This window comes from Pseudomonas sp. R43(2017) (assembly GCF_002112345.1).
GTDB lineage: Bacteria > Pseudomonadota > Gammaproteobacteria > Pseudomonadales > Pseudomonadaceae > Aquipseudomonas > Aquipseudomonas kribbensis.
Genome location: NZ_NEHJ01000005.1, coordinates 346,223 through 367,605, shown reverse-complemented (window position 1 = coordinate 367,605; position 21,383 = coordinate 346,223). Strand labels below are relative to the sequence as shown.

The 21,383-nt window shown below is 62.9% G+C and carries 26 protein-coding genes; 22 read left to right on the top strand and 4 right to left on the bottom strand.

The genetic code is table 11. The features are described from left to right. Window positions 1-5: 5 nt before the first annotated feature. Both CAG02_RS16580 and CAG02_RS16575 read right to left on the bottom strand, forming a co-directional pair. Entirely contained in the window at window positions 6-368 is a 363-nt protein-coding gene (locus tag CAG02_RS16580) for a type II toxin-antitoxin system PemK/MazF family toxin (protein ID WP_085711088.1), read from the bottom strand. Then, window positions 368-637 carry a PbsX family transcriptional regulator gene (locus CAG02_RS16575; protein ID WP_085711087.1) on the bottom strand — a complete coding sequence of 90 codons (270 nt, stop codon included), beginning with the start codon at window positions 635-637 and terminating at the stop codon, window positions 368-370. Before CAG02_RS16575 ends, CAG02_RS16580 begins: the two co-directional genes overlap by 1 nt. Before the next feature lie 236 nt (window positions 638-873). Here CAG02_RS16575 and trxC point away from each other — a divergent pair, with 236 nt between their 5' ends. Further along, window positions 874-1,308 carry a thioredoxin TrxC gene (gene trxC / locus CAG02_RS16570; protein WP_085711086.1) on the top strand — a complete coding sequence of 145 codons (435 nt, stop codon included), beginning with the start codon at window positions 874-876 and terminating at the stop codon, window positions 1,306-1,308. 43 nt (window positions 1,309-1,351) lie between these two features. On the opposite strand, the gene CAG02_RS16565 is transcribed toward trxC, so the two are convergent. Continuing rightward, the gene (locus tag CAG02_RS16565) at window positions 1,352-2,122 is read right to left on the bottom strand and encodes a ParA family protein (protein ID WP_085711085.1); all 771 of its coding nucleotides are present in this window, start codon (window positions 2,120-2,122) and stop codon (window positions 1,352-1,354) included. 370 nt (window positions 2,123-2,492) lie between these two features. Here CAG02_RS16565 and CAG02_RS16560 point away from each other — a divergent pair, with 370 nt between their 5' ends. The 21 genes from CAG02_RS16560 to CAG02_RS16460 all read left to right on the top strand — a co-directional run bounded on the left by CAG02_RS16560 (window position 2,493) and on the right by CAG02_RS16460 (window position 21,042). Next, window positions 2,493-3,218 carry a beta-ketoacyl synthase chain length factor gene (locus CAG02_RS16560; protein WP_085711084.1) on the top strand — a complete coding sequence of 242 codons (726 nt, stop codon included), beginning with the start codon at window positions 2,493-2,495 and terminating at the stop codon, window positions 3,216-3,218. Beyond that, window positions 3,194-4,003 carry a 1-acyl-sn-glycerol-3-phosphate acyltransferase gene (locus tag CAG02_RS16555; RefSeq protein WP_085711083.1) on the top strand — a complete coding sequence of 270 codons (810 nt, stop codon included), beginning with the start codon at window positions 3,194-3,196 and terminating at the stop codon, window positions 4,001-4,003. The genes CAG02_RS16560 and CAG02_RS16555 overlap by 25 nt, the downstream gene beginning before the upstream one ends. Further along, window positions 3,984-4,244 carry a phosphopantetheine-binding protein gene (locus tag CAG02_RS16550; protein ID WP_085711082.1) on the top strand — a complete coding sequence of 87 codons (261 nt, stop codon included), beginning with the start codon at window positions 3,984-3,986 and terminating at the stop codon, window positions 4,242-4,244. The genes CAG02_RS16555 and CAG02_RS16550 overlap by 20 nt, the downstream gene beginning before the upstream one ends. A gap of 9 nt (window positions 4,245-4,253) precedes the next feature. Continuing rightward, window positions 4,254-4,508, top strand: coding sequence for an acyl carrier protein (locus tag CAG02_RS16545; protein ID WP_007909503.1), 255 nt, complete (start codon window positions 4,254-4,256; stop codon window positions 4,506-4,508). Further along, entirely contained in the window at window positions 4,505-5,050 is a 546-nt protein-coding gene (locus CAG02_RS16540; protein WP_085711081.1) for a hypothetical protein, read from the top strand. The genes CAG02_RS16545 and CAG02_RS16540 overlap by 4 nt, the downstream gene beginning before the upstream one ends. Further along, on the top strand, window positions 5,047-6,726 hold the full coding sequence (locus tag CAG02_RS16535; protein WP_085711080.1) for an acyl-CoA synthetase family protein: 1,680 nt from the start codon (window positions 5,047-5,049) through the stop codon (window positions 6,724-6,726). Before CAG02_RS16540 ends, CAG02_RS16535 begins: the two co-directional genes overlap by 4 nt. Then, window positions 6,719-7,453, top strand: coding sequence for a glycosyltransferase family 2 protein (locus CAG02_RS16530; RefSeq protein WP_085711079.1), 735 nt, complete (start codon window positions 6,719-6,721; stop codon window positions 7,451-7,453). The genes CAG02_RS16535 and CAG02_RS16530 overlap by 8 nt, the downstream gene beginning before the upstream one ends. Then, window positions 7,450-8,397: a glycosyl transferase gene (locus tag CAG02_RS16525; protein ID WP_085711078.1), complete on the top strand. Its 948-nt coding sequence runs from the start codon at window positions 7,450-7,452 to the stop codon at window positions 8,395-8,397. The genes CAG02_RS16530 and CAG02_RS16525 overlap by 4 nt, the downstream gene beginning before the upstream one ends. Next, a complete protein-coding gene (hutH, locus tag CAG02_RS16520) occupies window positions 8,378-9,922 on the top strand; it encodes a histidine ammonia-lyase (RefSeq protein WP_085711077.1) in 1,545 nt (514 codons plus the stop codon). Before CAG02_RS16525 ends, hutH begins: the two co-directional genes overlap by 20 nt. Beyond that, the gene (locus CAG02_RS16515) at window positions 9,915-10,340 is read left to right on the top strand and encodes a thioesterase family protein (RefSeq protein ID WP_085685400.1); all 426 of its coding nucleotides are present in this window, start codon (window positions 9,915-9,917) and stop codon (window positions 10,338-10,340) included. The genes hutH and CAG02_RS16515 overlap by 8 nt, the downstream gene beginning before the upstream one ends. After that, window positions 10,337-10,939: an outer membrane lipoprotein carrier protein LolA gene (locus CAG02_RS16510; RefSeq protein ID WP_085711076.1), complete on the top strand. Its 603-nt coding sequence runs from the start codon at window positions 10,337-10,339 to the stop codon at window positions 10,937-10,939. The genes CAG02_RS16515 and CAG02_RS16510 overlap by 4 nt, the downstream gene beginning before the upstream one ends. Further along, window positions 10,923-13,262: an MMPL family transporter gene (locus tag CAG02_RS16505; RefSeq protein ID WP_085711075.1), complete on the top strand. Its 2,340-nt coding sequence runs from the start codon at window positions 10,923-10,925 to the stop codon at window positions 13,260-13,262. The genes CAG02_RS16510 and CAG02_RS16505 overlap by 17 nt, the downstream gene beginning before the upstream one ends. Continuing rightward, window positions 13,259-14,419 (top strand): sodium:proton antiporter, encoded by a 1,161-nt coding sequence (locus CAG02_RS16500; protein ID WP_085711074.1) that lies wholly within the window; start codon window positions 13,259-13,261, stop codon window positions 14,417-14,419. Before CAG02_RS16505 ends, CAG02_RS16500 begins: the two co-directional genes overlap by 4 nt. Continuing rightward, window positions 14,406-15,653: an NAD(P)/FAD-dependent oxidoreductase gene (locus CAG02_RS16495; RefSeq protein WP_085711073.1), complete on the top strand. Its 1,248-nt coding sequence runs from the start codon at window positions 14,406-14,408 to the stop codon at window positions 15,651-15,653. Before CAG02_RS16500 ends, CAG02_RS16495 begins: the two co-directional genes overlap by 14 nt. Then, on the top strand, window positions 15,650-16,375 hold the full coding sequence (locus CAG02_RS16490) for a class I SAM-dependent methyltransferase (RefSeq protein ID WP_085711072.1): 726 nt from the start codon (window positions 15,650-15,652) through the stop codon (window positions 16,373-16,375). Before CAG02_RS16495 ends, CAG02_RS16490 begins: the two co-directional genes overlap by 4 nt. 113 nt (window positions 16,376-16,488) lie before the next feature. After that, window positions 16,489-16,971 carry a hypothetical protein gene (locus CAG02_RS16485; RefSeq protein ID WP_085711293.1) on the top strand — a complete coding sequence of 161 codons (483 nt, stop codon included), beginning with the start codon at window positions 16,489-16,491 and terminating at the stop codon, window positions 16,969-16,971. Then, the gene (locus CAG02_RS16480; protein WP_085711071.1) at window positions 16,968-18,164 is read left to right on the top strand and encodes a beta-ketoacyl-[acyl-carrier-protein] synthase family protein; all 1,197 of its coding nucleotides are present in this window, start codon (window positions 16,968-16,970) and stop codon (window positions 18,162-18,164) included. Before CAG02_RS16485 ends, CAG02_RS16480 begins: the two co-directional genes overlap by 4 nt. After that, on the top strand, window positions 18,161-18,625 hold the full coding sequence (locus tag CAG02_RS16475; protein WP_085711070.1) for a hotdog family protein: 465 nt from the start codon (window positions 18,161-18,163) through the stop codon (window positions 18,623-18,625). Before CAG02_RS16480 ends, CAG02_RS16475 begins: the two co-directional genes overlap by 4 nt. Then, window positions 18,618-19,346, top strand: a complete 729-nt coding sequence (fabG, locus tag CAG02_RS16470; RefSeq protein WP_085711069.1) for a 3-oxoacyl-ACP reductase FabG — start codon at window positions 18,618-18,620, stop codon at window positions 19,344-19,346. The genes CAG02_RS16475 and fabG overlap by 8 nt, the downstream gene beginning before the upstream one ends. After that, entirely contained in the window at window positions 19,346-20,581 is a 1,236-nt protein-coding gene (locus CAG02_RS16465; protein ID WP_085711068.1) for a beta-ketoacyl-ACP synthase, read from the top strand. The genes fabG and CAG02_RS16465 overlap by 1 nt, the downstream gene beginning before the upstream one ends. A 20-nt stretch (window positions 20,582-20,601) precedes the next feature. After that, a complete protein-coding gene (locus CAG02_RS16460; RefSeq protein ID WP_085711067.1) occupies window positions 20,602-21,042 on the top strand; it encodes an excinuclease in 441 nt (146 codons plus the stop codon). Between the two features lie 48 nt (window positions 21,043-21,090). On the opposite strand, the gene CAG02_RS16455 is transcribed toward CAG02_RS16460, so the two are convergent. Next, a complete protein-coding gene (locus CAG02_RS16455; RefSeq protein WP_011332089.1) occupies window positions 21,091-21,378 on the bottom strand; it encodes an addiction module antidote protein in 288 nt (95 codons plus the stop codon). Window positions 21,379-21,383 lie beyond the last annotated feature (5 nt).

Genomic DNA, 21,383 nt, shown 5'->3' with positions numbered 1-21,383 from the left:
GAGGCTCAATCCAACGGATCGATTGCGCTGACTACCCGAGCGACGATGTCCGCCATCGTCACGTCGTCCAGTCGCTCAATAAACTTCGCGTTTCCCTCTCGTACACGCTGTTCGATATCAAAGCTACGAACCTGATTACACACCGCGACACCATTGGTTTCGTGACCAGAAATGGTCACGGCCAATCCCGAGGTTCGACTGAAATTGCCGCCGCTGGTGATCGGTACGGTCATGCTGACGCCCAAAGCATTTATCTCCCGAGGAGTGATGACTACAAAACGATGCCTGTTCATCATCTCCCGCCCGGCCACGGGATTGGGATCAATCCAGTAAACATCTCCCCGCTGCGGGGGCTGTCGACGCACCATCAACCCAGCTCCCTGCCAACTGGCTCACCTTCGCGAGCTTCGGCAGTTTGAGCATTCAGTTCTTGCAACTGCTCAGCGCCTTCAAGCAGTTCGACCAAGCTATAACGCTTGCGAGCAACAGGCGCCACGGGGCGAGCTATCAACTCCCCTTCAACCACATTCAGCTCCAGTTGAGCTCCCACATCCAAATGCAACAGCTTCAACAGCGTTGGCGGAATCGTTATGACTGCAGCGCCTCCCTGACGGCGAATTTTGGACGTTACGGACATGAAGTCACTCCGATCCGGTAAGTGGAAATCATCGATCTCTCGATTTGTGCAACAAAAGTAGCACGCAGATACAGTCAAAGCGACCTCCTCACGACGAGCGTTAAAAACAGGAATTTGCTCTCAGCCTAGACATCAATCGAAAGGTGGCCGGCGGAAAACTGTGACGATTCAAGACATTGATAAATGACTCCCTCGACACCAGATCAGTGACATCAACTGCTCAATCGAGACCTATCATGACCGACCCGCTCCTCATCCCCTGCCCCTCCTGCAACGGCCTCAACCGCATTCCCGCCGAACGCCTCAGCGACCACCCGAAATGCGGGCGCTGCAAGTCGGAGGTGCTGTTGAACAAGCCGTTCGATCTCAAGCAAGGCGACTACGCCAGCCAGATCAAGGGCGATCTGCCGTTGCTGGTGGATGTGTGGGCGGACTGGTGCGGGCCGTGCAAGTCGTTTGCGCCGGTGTTCGAGCAGGCGGCGGCGCAACTGGCGGGCAAATGCCGGCTGGCCAAGCTGGACAGCGAAGCCAATCAGCAGTTGTCGGCGCAGTTGGGGATTCGCTCGATCCCGAGCCTGATCCTGTTCAAAAATGGCCGTGAAGTGGCGCGGCAGAGCGGCGCGTTTCCGCTGCCGCAACTGATGGCGTGGCTACGCAGTCAGGGCATCTGACACAACACAAAACCATGTGGAAGATTGCTCCCACATGGTTTTTTCAGGCGTCTTCGAGCAGGTTGTGCAGCTCGACGAACTGCTGCGTCAGTTTGTGCCGCGGATCGAGATGGATCAGCGGTGTGCTGGCCTGGTGCGATTCGCGCATGCGCACTGAGCTGGCAAGGTAAACCGGGAGCACCGGCAACCCTTCGGCGATCAACTCGTCGAGCATCTGCTGCGGCAGGCTGGCCCGGGCCTGGAACTGGTTGACCACGATGCCTTCGACTTCCAGGCCTTCGTTGTGGTCGTCCTTCAACTCTTCGATCTCCGACATCAGCCCATACAGCGCCTGACGGGAAAAGCTGTCGCAATCGAAGGGAATCAGTACGCGATCAGCGGCAATCAGCGCCGAAACTGCATAGAAATTCAAGGCTGGCGGGGTATCGAGGTAGATGCGGTCGTATTCGCCGTCCAGCTCTTCCAGCAACTTACGCAGCTTGTTGATCTTGTGCTTGGCCTCAAGCTTGGGCTGCAAATCGGCCAGCTCCGCCGTGGCGGTGATGATGTGCAGGTTGTCGAACGGGGTTTCGTAGATATCAGCTTTGTTCTTCTTGGAGAACGGGCCCGAGGACAGGGTCTGCTTGAAGAAGTCGGCGATGCCCATCGGAATGTCATTACCGGTGAGCCCGGTCAGGTACTGAGTGGAGTTGGCTTGGGCATCAAGGTCCACCAACAGCGTGCGATAACCCTCGCTGGCGCTGACCGCCGCCAGATTGCAGGCGATGCTGGATTTGCCCACGCCACCTTTCTGATTGAACACCACGCGCCGCATGACAAAACCTCCGTGTATCAAAGAATGACCGAGTGTAGTGGTGCCCGGCCCCGCTTCGCTACCTTCGCGGACACGGACTACAGGGTCAGGCGTAAATATCTCAATAGTCACGGCGCAAATGCTGCCCTCGACCGACGATATGCCCGACAGACAATCCCTTCACAACCCGGATAATGGCCAAATGATATTTTTTGCCATGTACCCTTCGGTCCATTTCAGCGCGCAAAATGTAACCAGCATTTGCTACACACTCGTCGCACCGGGATAATGCGCGCCACCCGGGGCCAAGCGCCACGCCACTTCCGGCAAGGTCAGCGCGTCTGCGGCGCTGGCAAAACAGCGTCAAATTTAGCCCGCAGGGGCGGGATGAATGTCCGTGATCAACTTCAACATCGCCCAATGGCGCGCCTGGGCTCCCGGGCTCGACAGCGTGGACGCCTGGCAAGCCTGGAGCCGACAGCCGGTCGTGCTGCCGAGCAGCGATGCCGCGCCCGATGTGTCGTTCCTTCCCGCCATGCAGCGCCGCCGTCTCAGCCGCCTGGCGCGGATGGCCTTCAGTGTCGGCTGGCCACTGGCCGACGGTCGGGAAAACCTGCCGCTGGTGTTCGTGTCCCGTCACGGCGAAACGCCGCGCACCTTCGACATCCTCAGTGACCTGGCCAATGAGCAGCCGTTGTCACCGACCCAGTTCAGTCTCTCCGTACACAACGCGATCATCGGCCTGTGGTCGATCATGCGCGGCGAAACCAGCGAGATGACGGCCCTCGCCGCCGCTGGCGACGGTCTAGAACACGGCGTGCTGGAAGCCGCCGCCCTGCTGGAGGAAGGCGCGCCCGCCGTACTGTTGGTGATCACCGAAGAACAACCGCCCCAGGCCTATTCGGCGTGGATCGATGATGTGCCGTTTCCGTACGCGGTCGGCTTGCTGCTGACCCCCGGTACCGACTGGCGGCTGACCCTGAACAGCGCCCCCGAAGCACTGTCCAAAGCGCAATGGCCCCATGCACTGAATCTGCTGCAAACCCTGCTCGGCCAGCAAACCCTTTGCCAACATGCCTGGAAAAATCGTGTATGGACCTGGCAACGCAACCTGTGACCGAAAAGCACCGCGACGCCTACTACTGGCGCCTGCTGGCCACCGCCATCAGCTTCGCCCTCTTCGGGCTGGGCGGGCTGTGCCTGCGTTTGCTGGTTTTTCCGCTGCTGGGCTGCCTGCCGGGTGACGCTAAAACCCATCGCGAGCGGGCGCGGCAGACCGTCAGTCGGCTGTTCTGGTTTTTCGTCCGGTTCATGGCCCGTACCGGCGTGCTGACCTATGACATTCAGGGTGCCGAACGCCTCGGTCGGCCGGGGCAGATGATCATCGCCAACCACCCGTCGCTGATCGATGTGGTGTTCCTGATCGGTCTGGTGCGCCACGCCAATTGCGTGGTGAAGAAAACGCTGTGGGAAAACCCTTTCACCCGTGGCCCGCTGCGCAGCACCGAATACATCAGCAACGACGGCAGCATGGACATGCTCGATGCCGCCGCCGGCGCATTGCAGGATGGCCAGACCCTGATCATTTTCCCGGAAGGCACGCGCACCCAACCCGGTCAGGCCCCGGCCTTTCATCGGGGGGCTGCGGCCATCGCGCTGCGCGGTGCGAAAATCCTGACTCCGGTCATCATCAAGGTCAGCCCGACCACTTTGACCAAGGCCGAGCCGTGGTATCGCATCCCGAGCCGCCGTGTTCACTTCAGTTTTCGCGTCGGGGCCGATATAGACCCACAGACCTTTGCCGCACAAGGCCCTGCACCGCAGGCCTCGCGCAAGCTCAACGACTTTCTGCACCATTTTTTTATCAAGGAGCTCGCCGAAGATGAGCGATCTGCACCGTGAGATAAAACTGTTGATCATCGACGCCCTGGGCCTCGAAGACATCAGCGTCGACGATATTGGCGACGACCAGACACTGTTCGGCGAGGGCCTTGGCCTGGATTCCGTTGACGCCCTGGAACTCGGCCTGGCCATCCAGAAAAAGTACGGCATCAAGATCGACGCCGACGCCAAGGACACCCGCAACCACTTCACCAACGTGGCGAGCCTCGCGGCGTTCGTCACGGCAAAACAGGCAGCTTGAGACCGGACCATGCAAACTCGTGACGACATCTTCAACACCCTGCGCGATGCCCTGGTCGAGCTGTTCGAACTGGACCCGGCCCGTGTGAGCCTGGAATCGAACCTGTATCAGGACCTGGAAATCGACAGCATCGACGCCGTCGACCTGATCGACCACATCAAGCGTCAGACCGGCAAGAAAATCGCCGCCGAGGAATTCAAGTCGGTGCGTACCGTCGGCGACGTGGTCGAGGCGGTCTACCGTCTGGTTCAACCGGCCGCATGAGCCGATTGATCGGCCTCGGCCTGCTGCTGGCGGGCCTGTTGTATCCCTTTGCGGTGTATTTCGGCATGGAGCACTTTGCGCCGTGGCAGTTCGGCCTGCTGCTGGGCAGCCTGTGGCTGGCCCGCGCCCTGACCGGCGAGCGCAAGCCCGGCAGTCTGTGGATGGCCTGCGTGGCCATCGTGTTCTGCCTGTTGCTGGCGCTGTTCGACAGCCCGCTGTTGCTGCGCTGGTATCCGGTGCTGATCAGCGGCTTCATGCTGGTGCTGTTCAGCCTGAGCCTGAAATACGGCCCGCCGATGGTCGAACGTCTGGCGCGAATTCGCGAGCCGCAATTGCCGCCCGAGGCGATCCGCTACACCCGCCAGGTCACCGTGGCCTGGAGCGTGTTTTTTTTCTGTAACGGCTTGTGCGCGGCCCTGCTGACCCTTTGGGCGCCGCTGCACTGGTGGATGTTGTACACCGGCCTGATCTCCTACGGATTGATCGGCCTGATGTTTGCCATTGAATGGCTGATACGACAACGGGTAAGAGGTCGCCCATGAACTGGATAAAACTTGAGCAGCTGTTGCTCAAGGATCTGCCGCAGCGCGCCGTCACCGTCGCGCCGGCACTCGATCACGCACACCTGCGCGAACAGGCCCTGAGCCTGGCCGCCGGCCTGCAAGCCAGGGGCGTGCGACGTCTGGCCGTGCACCTGGAAGATGCCGCAGAACTGGCGATTGCCCTGCTGGGTGCCTGGCGCGCCGGCGTCAGCGTCTTGCTGCCTTCGGATCTGCAAGCGCAGACACGCCAGCGCTGGTCGCAAGAAGTCGACCTGTGGCTGACCGATCACGCCGACGACGTGCACCTGAGCGACTTGCAGGGCACCGCACTGACGGGTGCCGAACTGGATCTCGACCAGTGTCGCCTGAGCCTGTGCACCTCCGGCTCCAGCGGCGAGCCCAAACGCATCGACAAATCCCTGCGGCAACTGGCCAACGAAGTCGAAGCCCTCGAGCAACTGTGGGGCGCGGATCTCGGCGAGGCCTGCATCATCGGCAGCGTCGCCACCCAACACATCTACGGTCTGTTGTTCCGTGTGCTGTGGCCGCTGTGTGCCGGCCGCGTGTTTCTGCGCAAACAACTGGCCTTTCCTGAAGACATGCAGCGCGCCAGCCGCGAACACCCGGCCTTCGCCTGGGTGGCCAGCCCGGCGTTGCTCAAGCGCATGGGCGACAACCTCGACTGGCCGGCCCTGAGCGCCGTGCGCCGAGTGTTTTCCTCCGGCGGCGCGCTGCCGGCAGATGCCGCGCAGAGCCTGCACCAGCGCTTGCGGCAGTGGCCGACGGAAATCCTCGGCAGCTCCGAGACCGGCGGCATCGCCTGGCGTCAGGGCCAACAGCTGTGGCAGCCATTCGCTGGTGTCGAGCTGAGCCAGGACGGCGACGGCGCCCTGTTGATCGCGTCACCGTACCTGCCCGCCGGGCATGTCGAACACACCGCCGATGCCGCGCGCATCGAAGCCGATGGTCGCTTCGAACTGCTCGGGCGGCTGGACCGGATCGTCAAACTGGAAGAAAAACGCATCTCCCTGCCGATGCTGGAGCAGGCCCTGGTCGCCCACGATTGGGTCGCCGAAGCACGGCTCGGTGTGGTGCAGGAAAACCGCGCGTCCCTCGGCGCCTTGCTGGTGCTCAGCGAATCCGGCCTGTTTGCCCTGCGCGAGCACGGCCGCCGCAGCCTCACCGAAACCCTGCGCCGTCACCTCGGCGAGCACTGCGAAGCCCTCGCCCTGCCCCGGCGCTGGCGCTTGCTGCGACAACTGCCGCTGAACCCTCAGGGCAAGTTGCCTCAGGCCGACGTCGAAGCCCTACTGCTGGCACCGCGCCCGAAGGCACCTGAGGTTCTGGAACAGACCGAAACCGATGGCGAGTGGAGCCTGCAACTGAGTGTGCCGCCAGACCTTGCTTACTTCAGCGGTCACTTCCCCAAGGCCCCGGTGTTGCCAGGCGTGGTGCAGGTCGAGTGGGCGCTGAACCTTGGTCGGCAACTGTTGAACCTTTCCGGCGCGTTCGCCGGCATGGAAGTGCTGAAGTTCCAGCAACTGGTACGCCCCGGCGATGAAATCCAGCTGCATCTGCGCTTCGACCCTGAACGCGGCAAACTGTATTTCGCCTACCGCAACGACACGGCCACCTGCTCCAGCGGGCGGATTCTGCTGGGGACTGGCAATGCATAATCCTTGCGCGGTCATCCCGGTCTACAACCACGAAACCGCGATCACCACCGTGGTCGATGCCCTGCTCGCTCAAGGCTTGCCGTGCATTCTGGTGGACGACGCCAGCAGCAAATCCTGCGCAGCCGTGCTGGATGTACTGGCCGAGCGCGAGCGGGTGTATCTGGTGCGCCTCACCACCAATCAGGGCAAGGGTGGCGCGGTGATGACCGGTCTGCGCGAAGCCGCGCGGCTGGGTTTCAGCCACGCCTTGCAGGTCGATGCCGACGGTCAGCACGACTTGCAGGATGTCGCGCGGTTCGTCGAGGAATCCCGCGCCCATCCGCGAGCGCTGATCTGCGGTTATCCGCTGTACGACGCCAGCGTGCCCAAGGGCCGCCTGTATGCCCGTTACCTGACTCACGTGATGGTGTGGATCAACACCCTGTCGCTGCAGATCCGCGACTCGATGTGTGGTTTCCGGGTGTATCCGCTGGAGCCGACACTGGCAGTGATCGATTCGGCGCGGATCGGCAAGCGCATGGATTTCGACTCGGACATCCTCGTGCGCCTGTCCTGGCGCAACCAGCCGATGCGCTGGCTGCAAACCAGCGTGCACTACCCGCTGGACGGCGTGTCGCACTTTCGGATGTTCCACGACAACGTGCTGATTTCGAGCATGCACACGCGCCTGTTCTTCGGCATGTTGCTGCGCTCGCCCGCGATCCTCTGGCGACGGTGGCGCGCATGACGGTCGAAACCGACAAGAAGCACTGGGCCGACCGCGAAGAGCGCGGCAGTTTCCTGCTGATGAAATTCACTGCGTTCGCCGCCAAGGTCCTTGGCCGACGCCTGCTGAGCCCGTTGCTGTACGGTATCGTCCTGTACTTCTTCCTGTTCGGCCGCACGGCCCGACGTAGTGCTTGGCAGTATCAGCAACGCCTCGCCGACTGGAGTGGGCGCCATGAATTGCGCCCGAGCCTGTGGCGCGTGTTCGGGCAGTTCATGGCGTTCGCCGATTCACTGCTCGACAAGCTCGACGTGTGGAACCGCAAGCTGAGCATCGAGCAGATCGAAATCATCGACCCGGCGCTGCTGCGCAATCAGTTGCGCGGCAGTCGCGGGCAAATGCTGGTGGGCGCGCATCTGGGCAACCTCGAAGTGTGCCGGGCGCTGGCGGAGATCGGCGAAAAGGTCACCATGAACGTGCTGGTGCACACCAAGCATGCCGAGCAATTCAACCGCCTGCTGGGCGAAGCCGGGGCGACCAATCTGCGGCTGATCCAGGTCAGCGAGCTGGACCCGGGGGTCATGCTGCAACTGAACGAACGCCTGGAGCGCGGCGAATGGCTGGCGATTGCCGGTGATCGCGTACCGCTGCATGGCGGCCGCAGCGTGACCGTGGATTTCCTCGGTCACCCGGCGCGGTTCCCGCAGGGCCCGTGGCTGCTGGCCGGCCTGCTGAAATGCCCGGTCAATCTGCTGATGTGCCTTAAACAACCTGACGGACACTATCGCCTGACCCTCGAGCCGTTCACCGAGGCCGTGACCTGGACCCGCCGCGACCGCGAACAGGTCATTCATCAGTGGGCGACCCGCTATGCCGAACGCCTGAGTCACTATTGCCTCGAAGCCCCCAAGCAATGGTTCAACTTTTACCCTTTCTGGAAGACCGATGACGACGCCAACCCATGAGCCGGTAACCTTCGGCGAACGCCCTTTGCGCATCGAAGACGTGCTGGCCCTGGCCAACCGTCAGGCACCCGTGCAGTTGCAGAGCGACGCCGACTACCGCGAACGCATCGCCAAAGGCGCGCGGTTTCTCGATTCGCTGCTGGACAAGGAAGGCGTGATCTACGGCGTGACTACCGGTTACGGCGACTCCTGCGTGGTGGCGGTGCCGCTGCATCACGTCGAAGCGCTGCCGCAGCATCTCTACACTTTCCACGGTTGCGGGCTGGGCAAACTGCTTGACGCCCAGGCCACCCGCGCAGTGCTGGCGGCGCGTTTGCAGTCGCTGTGCCACGGCGTGTCCGGGGTGCGCATCGAGCTGCTGGAACGCCTGCATGCCTTCCTCGAACACGACATCCTGCCGCTGATCCCCGAAGAGGGTTCGGTGGGCGCCAGCGGCGATCTGACGCCGCTGTCCTACGTCGCCGCGACCCTGTCCGGCGAGCGTGAAGTGATGTTCCGTGGCGAGCGCCGCCAGTCTGCCGATGTGCATCGCGAACTGGGCTGGACCCCGCTGGTGCTGCGCCCGAAAGAAGCGCTGGCACTGATGAACGGCACCGCCGTGATGACCGGCCTCGCCTGCCTGGCCTACGCCCGCGCCGATTACCTGCTGCAACTGGCTACGCGCATCACCGCGTTGAACGTGGTGGCGCTGCAAGGCAATCCGGAACACTTCGACGAGCGCCTGTTCGCCGCCAAGCCGCATCCGGGGCAGATGCAGGTCGCCGCGTGGCTGCGCAAGGATCTGGCGATCGACGCGCCGACCGCGCCGCTGCATCGCCTGCAGGATCGCTACTCGCTGCGCTGCGCACCGCACGTGCTCGGCGTATTGGCCGACAGCCTGAACTGGCTGCGTTCGTTCATCGAGACCGAACTCAACAGCGCCAACGACAACCCGATCATCGACGCCGAAGCCGAGCGCGTGCTGCACGGCGGGCACTTCTACGGCGGGCATATCGCGTTCGCCATGGACAGCCTGAAAAACCTCGTGGCCAACGTCGCCGACCTGCTTGACCGCCAACTCGCGCTGCTGGTGGACGAGCGTTACAACCACGGCTTGCCGAGCAATCTGTCCGGCGCCAGCGCCGACCGGGCGATGCTCAACCACGGCTTCAAGGCTGTGCAGATCGGCGCCAGCGCCTGGACCGCCGAAGCGTTGAAAAACACCATGCCGGCCAGCGTGTTCTCGCGCTCCACCGAGTGCCACAACCAGGACAAGGTGAGCATGGGCACCATCGCCGCTCGCGATGCCATTCGCGTGCTGGAGCTGACCGAACAGGTCGCCGCCGCCACGCTGCTCGCGGCCAATCAGGGCGTGTGGCTGCGTGGCCGTGATGAAGACGCACGACCACTGCCTCCGTCCCTGGCCGAGATGCACGAAGCGCTGGCCAAAGACTTCCCGCCGGTGATCGAAGACCGCGCCCTGGAAGGCGAATTGCGCCTGTGCCTGCAACGCATCGCCGAGCAACACTGGAGGCTGCATGCGTAGCGCCGGAGTGCTTCACGCCGATACGGAAATCCTCGTGCCGTTCTTTGACGTCGACACCATGCACGTCGTCTGGCACGGCCATTACGTGAAATACCTGGAAGTGGCGCGCTGCGCGCTGCTCGACAAGATCGGCCACAACTACAACCAGATGGTCGATTCGGGCTACGCCTGGCCGGTGATCGACCTGCAATTGCGCTACGTGCGCGGCGCGGTGTTCGGTCAGCGGCTGAACGTGCGCGCCAGCCTGGTGGAATGGGAAAACCGCCTGAAGATTCACTACCTGATCACCGACGCCGAGACCGGCGAGCGCCTGACCCGCGCCAGTTCGGTGCAGGTCGCTGTCGAGGTGAGCAGCCGCGAGATGCAACTGGCGTCGCCGAAAGTTTTCACCGATGCCGTGGAAAGGATGCTGCGATGAATGTGTTTGTGAAATCCCTTGGGGCCCTGGCGCTGTTGACGCTGTCGTCGCTGGCCAACGCCTTCGACCTGCAACAGCTGAGCGATCAACTGGCGAAACCGGATGTGATCCACGGCCAGTTCATCCAGGAAAAGCACCTGCGTGCCCTGCCCCAGCCGCTGATCAGCAAGGGCAGCTTCGTGCTGGCGAAAAACCACGGCCTGCTCTGGTTACTGAAAACCCCGCTGCAGCAGGACTACCGCATCAACGCCAAAGGCATCGCCCGCCGTGACGTCAGCGGTTGGCAAGTGTTGCCCGGCAAGAGCGCCGGCGCCGAACAGAACCGTCTGTTCCTCGCCGTGCTGCAAGGCGACAGCAGCGGCCTGCAACGGGATTTCGAACTGGCTCTGAGCGGCGATGCGCAGCAATGGCATCTGGCACTGACCCCGCGCTCGGTGCTGCTCAAGCAGGTGTTTAACCAGATCAACATCACCGGCGGCACCCTGGTGAACACCATCGAACTGCTGGAAACCCAAGGCGACAGCACCGTGCTGCGCATGCAGGACAGCACCGCCGGCCAACCGTTGAGTGACGCGGAGCAACATGACTTTGCCGAGTGAACGCAGGCTGCCCTGGCTGTTCCTGATCCTGTTGCTGGCCGTCGTCGCACTGGGCGCGTGGCAGTGGCGCGACGGCGCACCGCTGTCGGCGAACCTGATGGAACTGGTGCCCGGCACCCATCCGGACGCGGTCGAGCAACGTGCCGAACAACGCATGCAGGAACCGCTCAACCGGGAAATGCTGGTATTGGTCGGCCACACCGATCGCCAGCAAGCCGTCGCCATGGCCCAGACTCTGGGCGAGCAATGGCAGGCCAGTGGGCTGTTCGAAAAGGTCCAGTGGAACCTGCAAGCCGACCTTCCCGCCCTGCGCACGCAATTGCTGCAAGGGCGACTGGCAATGCTCTCGGCCGATGATCGGCAACTGCTGATCGAACACCCGGATGCCTTTATCCAGCAACGGGTGCAGGCGCTGTTCGATCCGTTCACCGGATTCAGTCTGGTGCCGAGCCAGGACGACTGGCTGGGTCTGACCGGACGCATCCAGAACAGCCAGCCACAGCACGGCGCGGTGCAACTCGACATCGGTAGCGGCGCGTTGATCGCCGATGCCGACGGCAAGAGCTGGGTGCTGCTGCGCGCGCGCACCACCGGCAACGCCTTCGACATGAACCTGCCACTGCAAGTCGCCACGCTGCTGCAACACAGCCGCGAGCAAGCAGCGACATCCGATGTGCAACTGCTGGCCGCCAGCGGATTGCTCTACGCGGCCAACGGTCAGCAGCAAGCGACCCGGGAAATTTCCTGGGTCGGCGGCGGCGCGACGCTCGGCATTCTGTTGCTGCTGTTGCTCGCCTTCCGCCGCTGGCGGGTGTTGCTGGCGTTCATTCCGGTGCTGGTGGGCATGTTGTTCGGGGCGGTGGCCTGCGTGGCGCTGTTCGGGCATCTGCATGTGATGACGCTGGTGCTCGGTTCGAGCCTGATCGGTGTCGCGGTAGATTACCCGCTGCACTATCTGTCCAAGAGCTGGAGCCTCAAACCCTGGCGCAGCTGGCCGGCGCTGCGCCTGACCGTGTCGGGCCTGACCCTGAGCCTGATCACCAGCGCCATCGGCTATCTGGCGCTGGCCTGGACACCGTTCCCGGCCTTGACCCAGATCGCCGTGTTCTCCGCCGCCGGACTGCTCGGCGCTTACCTGTCGGCGGTGTGCCTGCTGCCGGCACTGTTGAGCAGCGTTGAATTGCGCCCGGCGCAGTGGCCGCTACGTCTGGCTGAACGCATGGTCAGCCTTCGGGAAACCCTGCTGGAACACGTACGCACACCGATTCTGTTTGCCCTGCTGATCGCCTTCTGCGCCGGCGGTCTGGTGCAACTGCAAAGCAAAAACGACATCCGCCAGTGGGTCGGCGCACCGCAGCATCTGACCGATGAGGCGCAGGCCATCGCCCGCATCACCGGTTATCAGCCGACCAGCCAGTTCTTCCTGGTGCGCGCGGAAAACCAGGAGCAACTGCTGGAACGTCAGGCCGCGTTGAGTGAGCGACTGGAGCAATTGGTCAACCTCGACAAGTTGCAGGGTTTTCTGGCGCTCAACCAACTGGTCAGCCCGCCGAGCCAGCAACAGCAGGTTCGCGAAGCGCTGAACAAATTGCCGCAGTTCTGGCAGCCACTGCTTGAAGTCGGCGTTCCGCCGGCAGCCCTGCAAGCCGAATTGACGCAGTTGCAATCACTGCCCGCCGAAGACATCGACACCGCGCTCACCGGCCCGCTCGGTGAGCCTTACCGCACCTTGTGGCTCGGCCCGGTCGAGGGCGGTGTGGCGGCGATGGTCAGCCTGCAAGGCCTGAACAACCCGGCGCTGCTGCGGGTGCAGGCACTGGACTTGCCCGGCGTGGAGCTGGTGGATCGACTCGGTGACTTGAACCGGGTGTTTGCCGAAACCCAGATCAGCGCCGCCGAACTGAAACTCGCCTCCTGCGTGCTGATCGTGCTGGTGCTGATCCTGCCATTCGGCCTCGGCGGCGCGTTGCGCATCGTTTCCCTGCCGCTGCTCGCGGCGCTGTGCAGTCTGGCCAGCCTTGGCTGGCTCGGTCAGCCGCTGACCCTGTTCAGCCTGTTCGGCCTGCTGCTGGTGACGGCAATCAGCGTCGATTACGCAATCCTGATGCGCGAGCAGGTTGGCGGTGCGGCCGTGAGCCTGCTCGGCACCTTGCTGGCGGCGCTGACGACCTGGCTGTCGTTCGGTCTGCTGGCGGTGTCGAGTACACCGGCGGTGAGCAATTTCGGTCTGTCTGTGAGTCTCGGGCTGGCCTTCAGCTTCATGCTGGCACCGTGGGCCGGGCGACATGCCCACACCGCGACAGTCGCGGAGCCGACAGCATGATGGTTGCAGTCTTCTGGCTGATGGCGCTGGCGCTGTTTGCCGTGGCCACCCGCGTCGGCCGGCATTTCGGGTTGATTCCGATTGTCAGCCAGTTGCTGCTGGCCAGCTTCATCCTGCCGCTGTTGATGTATTTCTGGATCGAACCGGGCTGGCAGCTCAGTGGCGCCGATCTGATTGCGCCGGAGTGGCTGAAAAACCTCTACAGCCTGAGCTTTGCGCTACTGCTCGGGCACATCCTCAGCGATGTGATCGACCTGCGTCTGGATCGCCAGAGCGTGAAAATCGCCCTGCCAAGTTTCGCCGTACCGTTCGCCTGCGGGCTGGCGACGGCGTACTGGCTGCTGCCGGCGCAACCGTGGATCAACTCGCTGGCCATCGGTCTGGTGTTCGCCATCACCGCAATCCCGGTGTTGTACCTGTACCTGCGCCACATCGATTATCCGCCCGCCGCCACCCGGCGTCTGGTGCAGACCGCGATCCTGATCGACCTGACCTGCTGGACCCTGTTCGGCCTCGCCCAGGGCAGTCTGCACCTGAGCAGTCTGTTGCTGCCGCTGGGGCTGGCCTGCGTGCCATTGCTGTTGCGCGTGTTCGGCATCCGCCGGCCGCTGACTTACAGCCTCGGCTTTTTTGCGCTGTTGGTGCTGGCCGAACACTACAAGCTCAATGCACTGATTTTCGGCATCGGCTACCTGCTGTGCATGGCCGTGATGAAAGTGCCGCTGGTTCTGCCGTTGCCGGCACGCTGGATGAACCGTTTGCAGACGTGGATCGCGATTCCGCTGATCCTCACCTTTGGCATCGTGCAGATCGATGTGCACAGCGCCCTCGTCAGCCTCGGCGCTGTGCAATGGTTAGCGCTGCTGCTGTTGCCGATTGCCAGCAAATTGCTCGGCAACTGGCTGGGCCTCGGCTGGGCCGGTGAATCCTTCGAAGGCGCCAGCCGCTGGCGCGAGAGCGTGCTGCTGAACATTCGCGGCTTGAGTGAAATCGTTTTTCTCAACCTGCTATTGCAACAACAACTCATCAGCCCGGCGCTGTACTTTGCGCTGATGCTGATGGGGCTGATCGCGACGCTGCTGCCGGCCTTCATCGGCCTGCACCGTGCGTCTCTGAACCCTATTGCCGTACCCAGGAGCTCGCGTGCCAATCGTTGAAATGGAATCCCGTCAGGTCGTGATCATCGGCGCCGGCCCGTCCGGCGCCATTGCCGCTGCGTTGCTCAAGCGCAAGGGGCACGATGTGCTGGTCATCGAGCGCCAGCATTTTCCGCGGTTTTCCATCGGCGAAAGCCTGCTCAGTCATTGCCTGGATTTCGTCGAAGAAGCCGGCATGCTCGATGCGGTGAACGCCGCCGGATTCCAGCGCAAGACCGGCGCTGCATTCGCCTGGGGCGAGCGCTACAGCGCGTTCGATTTCGGCGATACGTTCACCGGCGGCAAACCGACCACCTTCCAGGTGCAACGCGCCGACTTCGACAAACTGCTGGCCGATCAAGCCGCGCTGCAAGGCGTGGAAATCCGTTATGGCGATGCCATCGTCAGCGTCGATTTCGACCGCCCGCAACCGCAACTCGATGTGCGTCGTGAGGACGGCAGCGAGTACCGTGTCGAGGCCGGTTTCGTTCTCGATGCCAGCGGCTATGGCCGCGTACTGTCACGCTTGCTTGATCTGGAAGCACCGTCGAATTTCCCGGTGCGCCAGGCCGTGTTCACCCATGTCGAAGATCACATCGATCACCCGGCCTTCGACCGCGAAAAGATCCTCGTCACCACCCACCCGCAGCATCGCGATATCTGGTTCTGGACGATCCCGTTCAGCAACGGTCGCTGCTCGGTGGGCGTTGTCGCTGCTGCTGAACATTTCAACGGTCGCGACGCCGATCTCGATGCCTGCCTGCGCGGTTTCATCGCTGAAACCCCGAGCCTGGCGAAGGTGCTGAACAACGCCGTGTGGGACACCCCGGCGCGCACCCTCGGCGGCTATGCCGCCAACGTCAAAACCCTGCACGGTCCGGGTTTTGCTCTGCTGGGCAACGCCGCCGAGTTTCTCGATCCGGTGTTCTCTTCCGGCGTGACCATCGCCATGCGCTCGGCGAGCATGGCCGCCGGTGTATTGCACCGGCAGTTGCAGGGCGAAACCGTGGACTGGCAAAGCGAGTTCGCCGAACCCTTGAAACGCGGCGTCGATACCTTCCGCGCCTACGTCGAAGGCTGGTACGCCGGCACTTTCCAGGACGTGATTTTCCATGAGCAGGCCTCCCCGGACATCCGTCGCATGATCTGTTCGATTCTCGCCGGTTATGCCTGGGACGAACGCAACCCGTTCGTCAGTGAGGCCCGCCGCCGACTGAAGACGATTTCCGAACTCTGTGCAAAGGACGCCCCATGAATTACTTGAGCGACAGCTACGTCGAGGAAACCCGTTTCGGCTTCTGGTTCCTGCGCAGCCACACCTGGCAGCACCATGTGTTGCGCGTGGCGATCAACGATTTGCGCGGCTTGTTCAGCGAAGCGCTGCCGGCCAATCCGGTGCTGCTGGATGCCGGATGCGGCCAGGGCAAATCCTTCGGCCACCTGCGCCAGACCTTCGCTCCACAGCGTTTGATCGGCGTCGATGCCGACCCGCAAAGCCTGGAATTGAGCGCCGCAGAGGCCGCGCGTCAGGGTTTCGAGGTCGAACTGATCGGCAGCGACTGCGCGACACTGAATGTGCCGGATGCGAGCGTCGATCTGCTGTTCTGTCACCAGACCTTTCATCATCTGGTGGAACAGGAAAAGGCCCTGGTCGAGTTCTACCGGGTGCTCAAACCGGGCGGTTATCTGCTGTTCGCCGAGTCCACCGAGGCTTACATTGATACGTGGGTCATCCGTTGGCTGTTCCGTCATCCGATGCATGTGCAGAAGAGTGCGGCGCAGTATCTGGAAATGATTCGCCAGCAGGGCTTCGAGTTCGGCGAACGGAATGTTTCCTACCCGTACCTTTGGTGGAGCCGGGCGAAAGATTTCGGCCTGCTGGAACGTTTTGGCCTGCGCAAGCCGAAGCCGTTTGGCCAGCGTGAAGAAACCCTGGTCAACGTCGTGGCGCGCAAACCGCTGCAAGGTGATAACTGATGCCACACCTTACCTGTGGGAGCGAGCTTGCTCGCGAAAGCGGTGTGTCAGACACCAGAAAGGTCGAATGTGAGATCGCATTCGCGAGCAAGCTCGCTCCCACAGTGTCCGATGTGTGGCGTTTTTTTGTTCTCGGCGCTGCACTGCTTTTGAGCGCTTGCGCCGGCCAGGCGCCGCTGCCTGTGGATAACCCGACGCTGCCCTTGCCGCTGCAACTGCACATCGAGCGCCAGCAAGCCGGACAGCGCCAGGACTGGTTGCTGGTGATCCAGCGCGAGGGCCCGGGTATCCGCTGGTCGATGATGGATCCGCTGGGCATTCCCCAGGCCCGTCAGCAACTGATCGACGGACGCTGGCAGGCCGACGGCCTGCTGCCGCCGAATCCGGAAGCCCGGGAGCTGTTCGCTGCACTGCTGTTCGCCCTGACGCCTGCCGGCGAGCTGTCACGCAATTACCCCACCGCGCAGCAGCACGACGGGCAACGTTCCTTGCCGGCACGCTGGGACATCCGCTATTCACAACCGTCGAGCTTCGAATTGAATCTGCCCCAAGGCCCGCACTATCGCGTGTCTCCCCTAGGTGAATCGACGCCATGACCGCCTACCTCAACGCCCTCGGCGTGATCTGCGCCCTGGGTCGTGACAAGCAAGAAGTCGCCCGCCACCTGTTCGCCGGTGATTGCTCGGGCATGCGCCACGAGGCTGGCTGGGTGCCGGAGCGCGAGTTGCCGGTGGCCGCCGTACGCGGTGATCTGGCGCCCATTCCGCCGCAGATGGCGGCGCACAAGAGCCGCAACAATCAGTTGCTGCTGGAAGCTGCGTTGCAGATTCGCGACGACATTGACGCTGCGATTCGGAGCTATGGTGCGGACCGTATCGGCGTGGTGCTCGGTACCAGCACCTCGGGTATCGACGAGGCCAGCCAGGGGCTGGCGCATTACATTCGCAACCAGCAGTTCCCGGACGATTACGACTACCGGCAACAGGAGCTCGGCGCCCCGGCGACCTTCCTCGCCGACTGGCTGCAACTGAGCGGCCCGACCTACGTGATTTCCACCGCGTGCACCTCCAGCGCCCGGGCCCTGATGAGCGCCAAACGCCTGCTCGATCTGGGGCTGTGCGACGCGGTGCTGTGCGGCGGTGTCGACAGCCTGTGCAAACTGACCCTCAATGGCTTTTCGTCGCTGGAAGCTGTTTCCGGGGAGCGCTGCAACCCGTTCTCGGCCAACCGCAACGGCATCAACATCGGCGAGGCAGCGGTGCTGTTCGTCATGAGCAAACAGCGCGGCGAAGGCCCGGCCATTGCCCTGCTGGGCGCTGGCGCCAGTTCCGACGCTCACCACATTTCCGCACCGGAGCCATCCGGCCGTGGCGCGTTGCAAGCAATGCAACAGGCGCTGAATCGCGCCCGACTGCAAGCCACGCAAATCAGCTACCTGAACCTGCACGGCACCGCCACCCAACACAACGACGCCATGGAAAGCCTGGCCGTTGCCACCCTGTTCCCGCAGGGCGTGGCCTGTTCCTCGACCAAACCCATGACCGGCCATACCCTCGGTGCTGCCGGCGCACTGGAAGCCGCGTTCTGCTGGCTGAGCCTGAGTGCCGACAACCCCGACCACGCATTGCCGCCGCACGTCTGGGACGGCCAGGCCGATCCGGACCTGCCAGCGCTGAAGTGGGTGACCGCGAGCGAGCGCCTGGCGTCCATTGCACCCCGCTACCTGATGAGCAATTCGTTTGCCTTCGGTGGCAATAACGTCAGCCTGATTATCGGAGACGCCCCATGACTGACTGGCCGCTCGCCGAACTGCTGCCCCACGCTGGCGACATGATTCTGATCGACCGGATCCTCAGCTTCGACGACGAGCAGATCCACACCACCCTGACAGTCAAACCCGACGGCCTGTTCAGTCTGCCCGACGGCAGTCTGCCGGCGTGGGTCGGCGTCGAGCTGATGGCGCAGAGTGTTGCCGCTTTCGCTGGCTGCCATGCCCGGCAGAAAGGCAACCCGGTGGAGCTGGGTTTCCTGCTCGGCACCCGCAAGTTCGAATGCAATGTCGAGGCGTTTCCGGTCGGCTGTGAACTGACCATCCACGGCATCCGCTCGCTGGAAGATGACAACGGCATGGGCGTGTTCGAATGCCATATCAATGCGCCCGGCATCGAAGCCAGCGCCCGGCTGAACGTGTTCCGCCCGCCGCACGCGGCGCAATATCTTGAACAATTGAAGGAGTCGAACGATGACTGAATTCGTACTGGTCACCGGCTCCAGCCGTGGCATCGGCCGCGCCATCGCACTGCGCCTGGCCAAGGCCGGCCACGATATCGTCCTGCATTGCCGCAGCGGCGTGGCCGAAGCGCAAGCGGTGAAAGCCGAAGTCGAAGCGCTCGGCCGCAACGCGCGCATCCTGCAATTCGACGTGGCTGACCGCGATACCTGCAAAGCCATCCTCGAAGCCGACGTCGAAACTCACGGCGCCTACTACGGCGTGGTGCTCAACGCCGGCCTGACCCGCGACGGCGCGTTCCCTGCCTTGAGCGACGACGATTGGGACGTGGTATTGCGCACCAACCTCGACGGTTTCTACAACGTTCTGCACCCGGTGATGATGCCGATGATCCGTCGCCGCGCCGCTGGTCGCATCGTTTGCATCACTTCTGTCTCGGGGTTGATCGGCAACCGTGGCCAGGTCAACTACAGCGCTTCGAAGGCTGGCGTGATCGGTGCCGCAAAGGCGTTGGCGATCGAACTGGCCAAGCGCAAAATTACAGTCAACTGTGTCGCGCCGGGTCTGATCGACACGGCCATGCTCGACGAGAACGTGCCGGTGGAAGAACTGATGAAAATGATCCCGGCACAACGCATGGGCACCCCTGAAGAGGTGGCCGGTGCGGTGAATTTCCTGATGTCGGCGGAAGCGTCGTACATCACCCGCCAGGTCCTGGCGGTCAACGGAGGCTTGTGCTGATGAAGCGCGTTGTCGTCACCGGCATGGCCGGCATCACCTCGCTGGGCAGCGACTGGGACACCATCGCCGGTAACTTTGCGGCCAATCGCAGCGGCATCCGCCGGATGGACGAGTGGGATCGTTTCAGCGAACTCAACACCCGACTGGCCGGGCCGATCGATGATTTTCTGGTGCCGGCGCACTGGACCCGCAAACAACTGCGCAGCATGGGCCGGGTCTCGCGGCTGGCCGTCGGCGCGGCGGAAAAAGCGCTGGCCGATGCAGGGCTGCTGGGCGACGAATCGATCAAGGACGGGCGCATGGGCGTCGCCTGTGGTTCGTCCACCGGCAGCACCGACGAGATCAAGGCGTTCGGCAACATGCTGCTGAATTCGGTGGCTGAAGGCCTGAACGCCAACTCCTACGTGCGGATGATGCCGCACACCACGGCGGCGAACATCAGCATCTTCTTCGGCCTCACTGGTCGCCTGATCCCGACCTCCAGCGCCTGCACCAGTGGCAGCCAGGGCATCGGCTACGCCTACGAGGCGATCAAGTTCGGCCGCCTGCCGCTGATGCTCGCCGGCGGTGCCGAAGAGCTGTGCCCGACCGAGGCCATGGTGTTCGACGCGCTGTACGCCACCAGCCTGAAAAACGATGCACCGCAAACCTCGCCACGCCCATACGACAAGGGTCGCGACGGCCTGGTGATCGGTGAAGGCGGCGGCATGCTGGTGCTCGAAGAACTGGAACACGCCCTCGCTCGCGGTGCGCACATTCATGCCGAAATCGTCGGCTTCGGCAGCAACGCCGATGGCCAGCACACCACCCGCCCGGAACAGGTCACCATGCGCCGTGCGATGGAGCTGGCACTGGAAGACGCTGGCCTCACGCCTGACGCCATCGGTTACGTGAACGGTCACGGCACGGCCACCGAGCAGGGCGATATCGCCGAGACCCTGGCCACCAGCAGCCTGTTCGGCGAACACATGCCGATCAGCTCGCAGAAGAGCTTCCTCGGCCACACCTTGGGCGCCTGCGGAGCGCTGGAGTCGTGGTTCAGCATCGAAATGCTCAACCGCGACCTGTACGTGCACACGCTCAACCTCGACGAAGTCGACCCGCACTGCGGCAAACTCGACTACCTGCGCGGCGAGTTCCGCCAGATGCACCACGACTACGTGATGAACAACAACTTCGCGTTCGGCGGGGTCAACACCTCGCTGATCTTCCGCCGCTGGACGCAACCGAATTAATCCAGGTCAAGGAGACCTCCATGCGCTTCAACCAACTCGCTGCCGCCCTGCTCATCTGTGCCTTGCCGGCCGTCAGCCAGGCCCGTGACACGGCGGTCTATCTGCCATTCGACCAAGCGGTCGCAGAGGCAACCCGCACCGGCAAGATCGACGGCAGCGTGAAATTCTATCTGGCGGGCAACGCCCCGGCCGGCAAAGTCAGCGTCGTCAGCCCCGGTGCTGTGACCAACAAGAAGACCAACGCCTTCAACAAGTCCGACCAGGAAGCCTGCGAGTGGGTCGTGCAATCGGCGATCATCAGCCTGCACCAGGCGGCGAAAAACGCCGGCGCCAATGCCGTGACCAACATCGTCAGCTTCTACAAGAGCAACGAGCGCAAGGATGCGAAAAACTACGAATGCCACGCGGGTGCGATCATGGCCGGCGTTGCGTTGAAGGGTGATCTGGCGACGGTTCAGTAACCGCCGGAAACGACAAAGGGCGCCTTTCGGCGCCCTTTTCAGTTCAGATCATGTGCTGGCATGCAGCTTCAGTCCCAGCGCTTTCATGACTTTGAGGATCGTTCCAAACTCGGGATTTACCTCGCCTGACAGTGCGCGATAAAGACTTTCCCGTGACAGCCCTGCATCGCGCGCGACCTGGGTCATGCCACGCGCCCGAGCGATAGTGCCAAGTGCCTTGGCAATAAAAGCCGGGTCGTCACCCGCCTCCTCCATACAGGCGTCCAGATAGTTGGCCATGTCCTCTTCTGTCTTGAGGTACTCGGCTGAGTCCCAACGAGTGAATTGTTCGGTCATGGGTT